Raw genomic sequence first — 6,494 nt, 5'->3', positions numbered from 1 at the left:
GCTGGGGAGGTCAAGCACGAGGTTATCGGCAGTGTCTAGTACGTCGGGGAGACTGCTCCCGATTGTGGAAACGAAGGTGATCGCCCGATCGGTGGGGACGCGATCGACCGTCACGTCGCTGATTATTGCGCGCTTGCGAATCGACCGGTCATCGGTGACGAGCGACAGATCTGCCCGGGCCGCCACTGGCACGGACAACGAGTTTCCGTCCGTCCGCAGCGTCACCCGGTCGCTTCCGATGTGGACAGCACATGCCGTTACCACAGCGCTGATCAGTTCGACCGCTTCGGCGGTGAGTTCCCGGTCCCCGGCCTGCCGTTTTAAACGTCCGTTATCCAGGCGGGCCAATGCGTCGGCCGGCCCGAGAGATGCCTCCATCAGGTCGTCGACGTACTCGAGCAGGGCGTCCGATGGATCCAATTGCCTGATCTCCCGCAGAAGCAGACCGTCGTCGGGATCGTGCTCGGCGGCAGCGCGCACGCGGTCGTCGTGCGTGGTGCCGGTCAGTTCTTCACCGGTGATCACCCCCCATGCCAGCAGGGTGATGACGTCGTCGATGGCTGGGCCGTCGGGCACGGCCACGGCGGGCGCGTCCAGATTGGCGTCGGGGTTGTTGCCGCGGCCGCTGCGCCGCAGATACTCCACGACCTCGGCCGGCGCGAAGCGCTCAACTCCATCGATGGTCTCCACCGGCTGCGGGAAGGGCATCGACACGCCGCGCACCGACGGCCGATTTCGCCACATACTGACGACCGCACGGCGTACCTTGGCGAGGTCGGCGACGTCTTGCATGGTGATGGTGTTCATCGCTGCCCCTCCTTCCGCCAGACATCTCATCTGAATGTAGAACCGGATCACCGTCGAGTCAATCGTGATTACTGATAAGCCCGCTTATCAGAAATCAAGTTGAATAGTTGGGCATACCTCGTCATTCTTGGTCCATCACGCCGCCCACGAGCGGCATAACCGAGGAGGACCAATGAACAGCAACCACCACGCCCACCTGAACGAAGCCAACGACGCCGTCGTGATCGAGCACCTGACCGTGCGGGACAAGGACGTCGCCCGCGAGGCCCGGCGCTGGACCACCGGCGAACGCGGACCGGTCGTCGATGACTCGGAGAAGCTCGCCACCGCAGATCTCTCCGAATTCGTGACCGAAGCCGTGAAGATCGGCGCGCACGCGTTGTCGGCAACCGGTCAGTCCCAGGACGCTCGCGCGCTCGAGCAGATGGTCAAGGAAGTCGGCGAAAAGGCCGAGAACTCCACGGCCAAGGCGGCCGAGCTGACCGAGCGTGCCGTTACGGCGGCGTCCGAGACGGTGGCCAAGGCGGCCACGGACGCCAAGAAGGCCATCGTCGAAGCCGACGCCAACATCCGCAGGGAATTCACCGAGAAGGTGACCGTCTTCAAGACGGACCTCACCACCGAGGTTCGCCGGCTGTTCGGCGGCGACCGCCCCGAACTCTTGGACCGGCTGCAACCGCTGCTGGACAAGTTCGGCACCGACGTCGAGGCCAAATCTCGGGCGGGCACGGCCGAGCTTCTGGAGAAGGCGGTCAAACAGTTCGACCCCAGCGATCCGACGTCACCGATGGCGAAGCACACGGCCGAGCTTGGCGAACGCCAGCAGGAACTCACCGAACTCATGGGCAAGAACCACGACCACGTGATCAATAAGGTGGACGAGTTGATCGTGGCGTTGAAGGTTCAGGAGGCACGCACCACGCTCAGGAACGTCACGCCGATCAAGGGCGACACGTTCGAAAACCAGGTCAATGTCGTGCTGGCCGAGATCGCCGCTGGACTCGGCGACGAGTACACCGACACGCGCAAACGCGCCGGTGCGGTGCCCCGCTGCTTCAAGGGCGACGGGGTGCTCTCCGTCGACGACGACGCTGCCCGCGTGGTGATCGAGATGACGGACTCGTGCCGTGAGGGGTGGCCCGAGTACCTCCGCGAGGCAGAGCGCAACCGCCACGCCGCGGCGGCGCTAGGCCTCGTGCGGACCGCCGACCAGAACGCCGGGAGGTCAATCCGCGTACTCGGATCCCGGCGCGTGGTGATGGCGTTCGACCCCGAGACCGATGACCCGGATCTGCTTCGGACCGCGGTCCTGTTGCTGCGTACCGTGGCGCTCGCCGCGACAACCCGCCGGGGTGCCGAGCACATCGCCACCGCCGAGGAGAAGCTCACCGAGGCCGTGGCGCAGTTGGAGAATCTCGACGAGGTCAAGAAGATCGCCGGTTCGATCCAGAAGAACGCCGGAAAGATCGAAAGCACCTGCACCGGCATGAACTCAAGCATTCAGCGACTGCTGGCCGACGCGCTGGCCGCATTGACCGAGGCCGGTCCCGATGCGGAGGACGAGCAGGCCGCCGACTCTGTGGCGTAAGCGGAAGGGTCCAGTCAGGACCAACAAACGAAGCACCCCCGGCGACAGATACCGGGGGTGCTTTCGTGCACGGTGGTTTTAGTGCGCGTGCCCGTGGTGATGACCGGCGTGCTCGTCCGATGGTACACGCTCGACAATTGCGGTCTCGGTGGTCAGCACCATGCGTGCCACCGACGCCGCGTTAAGCACCGCGGACCTGGTGACCTTGACCGGGTCGATGACCCCGTCGGCGGCCAAATCGCCGTACTTCAACGTTTCCGCATTGAACCCGTGCCCAGCGGGCAGTTCAGCGACCTTGTTGACGACCACCGCACCGTCCTGCCCGGCGTTGGCCGCGATCCAGTACAGCGGCGCGCTAAGCGCGTCGGAGAACACGTCGACGCCACTGGCTTCGTCACCGGACAGCGACGCACGCAGGTCGGTGAGCGCTTTGCGGGCTTGCAGCAGCGCAGTCCCGCCACCCGTGACGATGCCCTCCTCCACGGCGGCCTTGGCAGCGGCAACCGCATCCTCGACGCTTTCCTTGCGCTCTTTGAGCGCGGTCTCGGTGGCGGCGCCGACCTTGATGACGGCAACCCCGCCGGCCAGCTTGGCCAGCCGCTCTTCCAGCTTCTCGCGGTCCCAGTCGGAGTCGGTGCTCTCGATCTCGGACCGCAGCTGCTTGGCGCGGTCGGCGATGGCCTCGGCGCTGCCACCGCCCTCGACGATCACGGTGTCGTCCTTGCTGACCACCACGCGGCGGGCCGAACCGAGCACCTCGAGCCCGACCTCACGCAGCGTCAGCCCGACGTCGGGGTTCACCACTTGGCCGCCGGTGACCACCGCGAGGTCGTCCAGGAACGCCTTGCGACGGTCACCGAAGAACGGCGCCTTGACCGCGACCGCTTTCAGCGTCTTGCGTATCGCGTTGACCACCAGCGTCGACAACGGCTCGCCTTCGACATCCTCGGCGATGACCAGCAGCGGCTTACCCGCCTCGGCCACCTTTTCCAGCAACGGCAGGAAATCGGGCAGCGAGCTGATCTTGTCGCGGTGCAACAGGATCAGGGCGTCGTCGAGCACGGCCTGCTGAGCGTCGAAGTCGGTGACGAAGTATGCCGACAGGAAGCCTTTGTCGAAGCCGACGCCCTCGGTGAACTCCAGCTCGGTGCTCAGCGTCGACGACTCCTCGACGCTGACGACGCCGTCGTGGCCGACTTTGGTCATTGCCTCGCCGACCAGCTCGCCGATCTGCTCGTCGCGCGACGACACGGTGGCCACCTGGGCGATACCGGTCTTGCCAGATACCGGGGTGGCCGATGCCAGTAGCGCCTCGGACACCGCGTCGGCGGCCTTGCTGATCCCCAACCCAAGCTCGATCGGGTTGGCGCCGGCGGCGACGTTGCGCAGCCCGCCCTTGATGATTGCCTGCGCCAGCACGGTGGCGGTGGTGGTGCCGTCGCCGGCGACGTCGTTGGTCTTGGTGGCCACCGACTTGACCAACTGGGCGCCCAAGTTCTCGAAGGGGTCTTCCAGGTCGATCTCACGTGCGACGGTGACACCGTCGTTAGTGACCGTAGGCCCACCAAAAGCCTTGGCCAGCACCACATGCCGACCGCGCGGACCCAACGTCACCCGCACCGCGTCAGCGAGCTTGTCCACGCCGGCTTCCATCGCACGCCGTGCGGTCTCATTGAACTCAATCAGCTTGCTCATAAGTCTTTCTTGTCCCGTCTGGAAAGCGGTCCGCCCCGGAAATCGCCCACGTGTCGACGTGGGGATCGCCGGGGCGGAACACGCTCTGCGTTACTTGGAGACGACGGCCAGCACGTCGCGGGCTGACAGAATCAGGTACTCCTCGCCGTTGTACTTGATCTCGGTGCCGCCGTACTTGCTGTAGATGACGGTGTCACCCTTCGACACGTCCAGCGGAATCCGCTTTGCGCCATCGTCGTCCCACCGGCCGGGGCCGACGGCGACGACGGTGCCTTCCTGCGGCTTCTCCTTGGCGGTGTCGGGAATTACCAGACCGGATGCGGTCGTGGTCTCGGCCTCGTTGGCCTGTACGAGGATCTTGTCCTCGAGTGGCTTGATGTTCACGCTCGCCACGATTGGAGCCCTCCACTTGTTGGATGGGGGTCCGGGACCGTTGCCCCGAACCTTCGGATTACCAGGTGTTCGGCATTCGTCCGTGCCCTCGCGTCGTCGTCGCGGGTGCCGGCGCAGGGGTTCGTCCGATTGCCACCTAGCACTCTATACATGAGAGTGCTAGCACTCAAGGTCGGCCTGCTGCTTCCCGGGCGGCAGGCCCACCGAGCGGTCACTCAGCACCCGACATCGGCCGAGAGCCTGCCGTCTGCCGACCTGAAACCGCAGGCAGACGCCCTAGCGGCCGTTCTCAAGAATTCGCCAAGGGCGAAGACCCAATAATGGGGTCATGTTCACCGGCATCCTAAGCGCGACCCGCACCGCCGGCGTGGCCGCCCTACTTGTTGTCGCGGCCGCCGTCGGATTGGCTGGGGTCGCCCGCGCCGACGGCCAAATGTACGGCGACCCCGGAGCTGCCGCCCCCTACTGGCGCTACCAGCATCAGCAAGACTGCGGCCTGATGTCCGTCGCCGATGTGGTCGGCCAGCTCACCGGTCGAGAACCCTCCCAGATCGGCATGGAGCTACGCGGGATATTCACCAAAAGCGAATCCCACCGCGGCGACGTCTATCACTTTGACGGCACCTCCCCCCAAGACATGGTCCTGCTGCTGCAGAAACCCGGGATCCAGTCCGACCTCACGACCGGTAACAGCATGGGGACACTGGAGCAGGACCTGGCCGGCGGCCACAAGGTCATCGCGGCGCTCAACGCCGAAACCATCTGGAACTCCCCCCGGGGCAATGGCGACCGGACCACGCCGGACCACGCCGTCGTTGTCACCGGCGTCGACACCGGCCCCAACATCGTCCACCTGAACGACAGTGGCACCCCTGACGGCCGCAACGAGCAGATCCCCCTGGCCACCTTCAGCCACGCTTGGGAAACCAGCGACGACCTGTTGATCGTCACCCAAGAAACCGGCAGCTAACGATCAGGGCAGCTGCCCTTTGACCACGGGTAGACCCGGGTCGCTGGCCACGTCCAGCGGGGACGGCGACGCACCTGCCGCCACCAAATGCGCGGCGAAGGAGGCGATCATTGCGCCGTTGTCAGTGCACAGCCGCAGTCCGGGGATCCGCAGCGCCAAGCCGGCCTGCGCGCAGCGCTGCGCGGCCAGCTCGCGCAGCCGCGAGTTCGCGGCCACTCCCCCCGCGATGAGCAGGGTGGACACGCCGAGCCCAGTGGCGGCGCGCACCGCCTTCATGGTCAGCACGTCGGCCACCGCCTCCTGGAACCCCGCGGCGATGTCGGCGCTCGCCGCCTCCGGATGGCTTTCCACATACCGCGCCACCGCGGTCTTGAGCCCGGAGAAGCTGAACGCGTGCGGGTCATCGGCCGGTCCGGTCATGCCGCGAGGGAACGCAATCGCGTCCCGGTCACCGGTACGCGCCAGATCGTCGAGCGCCTTGCCGCCCGGGTAGCCCAAACCCAGCAGGCGGGCCACCTTGTCGTAGGCCTCTCCGGCGGCGTCGTCGACGGTGCTGCCGAGTTCGACGATCGGCTCGCCGAGCGAACGCACATGCAACAGGTGGGTATGCCCGCCGGACACCAGCAGCGCCACGCTCTCGGGCAGCGGCCCGTGCTCGTAGACGTCGGCGGCCAAGTGCCCGCCCAAGTGGTTCACCGCGTAGAACGGCACCTCCCAGGCCGCCGAATATGCTTTGGCCGCAGCCACTCCCACCAGTAGCGCACCCGCCAGCCCCGGTCCGATGGTGGCCGCGACGATGTCCGGTTTCTGCACGCCCCCGGTGGCCAGTGCGCGACGCATGGCCGGACCGAGCGCCTCCAGGTGTGCCCGCGAAGCGATCTCCGGAACTACGCCGCCGAACCGGACGTGCTCGTCGACGCTGGACGCCACCTCGTCGGCCAACAACGTCACGGTGCCGTCGGCGTCGAGCCGGGCGATGCCGACTCCGGTTTCGTCGCAGGAGGTTTCGATGGCCAAGACTACGGTCATAAGCGCCGCTCC

5 protein-coding genes and 1 pseudogene are annotated in these 6,494 nt (G+C 66.3%); 2 read left to right on the top strand and 4 right to left on the bottom strand.

Annotated features, from left to right (window positions below; all coding sequences use genetic code 11):
- Window positions 1-807 (bottom strand): annotated as a pseudogene (locus ACLQI9_RS28310) (hypothetical protein); the annotation flags it as partial.
- A 172-nt stretch (window positions 808-979) separates the two neighbouring features.
- Between ACLQI9_RS28310 and ACLQI9_RS28305 the strand changes: the two are divergent.
- Window positions 980-2,395 (top strand): Fis family transcriptional regulator, encoded by a 1,416-nt coding sequence (locus ACLQI9_RS28305; protein ID WP_442392471.1) that lies wholly within the window; start codon window positions 980-982, stop codon window positions 2,393-2,395.
- Between the two features lie 78 nt (window positions 2,396-2,473).
- Here ACLQI9_RS28305 and groL read toward each other — a convergent pair whose 3' ends face one another.
- Window positions 2,474-4,090 (bottom strand): chaperonin GroEL, encoded by a 1,617-nt coding sequence (groL, locus tag ACLQI9_RS28300; RefSeq protein WP_442392470.1) that lies wholly within the window; start codon window positions 4,088-4,090, stop codon window positions 2,474-2,476.
- A gap of 90 nt (window positions 4,091-4,180) precedes the next feature.
- The gene (gene groES, locus ACLQI9_RS28295; RefSeq protein ID WP_442383581.1) at window positions 4,181-4,483 is read right to left on the bottom strand and encodes a co-chaperone GroES; all 303 of its coding nucleotides are present in this window, start codon (window positions 4,481-4,483) and stop codon (window positions 4,181-4,183) included.
- Window positions 4,484-4,811: 328 nt separating this feature from the next.
- Between groES and ACLQI9_RS28290 the strand changes: the two genes are divergently transcribed.
- Window positions 4,812-5,453 carry a C39 family peptidase gene (locus ACLQI9_RS28290; protein WP_442383583.1) on the top strand — a complete coding sequence of 214 codons (642 nt, stop codon included), beginning with the start codon at window positions 4,812-4,814 and terminating at the stop codon, window positions 5,451-5,453.
- A gap of 3 nt (window positions 5,454-5,456) precedes the next feature.
- Here ACLQI9_RS28290 and tsaD read toward each other — a convergent pair whose 3' ends face one another.
- Window positions 5,457-6,482: a tRNA (adenosine(37)-N6)-threonylcarbamoyltransferase complex transferase subunit TsaD gene (tsaD, locus tag ACLQI9_RS28285; protein WP_442383585.1), complete on the bottom strand. Its 1,026-nt coding sequence runs from the start codon at window positions 6,480-6,482 to the stop codon at window positions 5,457-5,459.
- Between the last annotated feature and the right edge of the window lie 12 nt (window positions 6,483-6,494).

This window comes from Mycobacterium sp., from assembly GCF_052143115.1.
Taxonomy (GTDB): Bacteria; Actinomycetota; Actinomycetes; order Mycobacteriales; family Mycobacteriaceae; genus Mycobacterium.
This window is presented reverse-complemented; position numbering and strand designations above follow the sequence as displayed.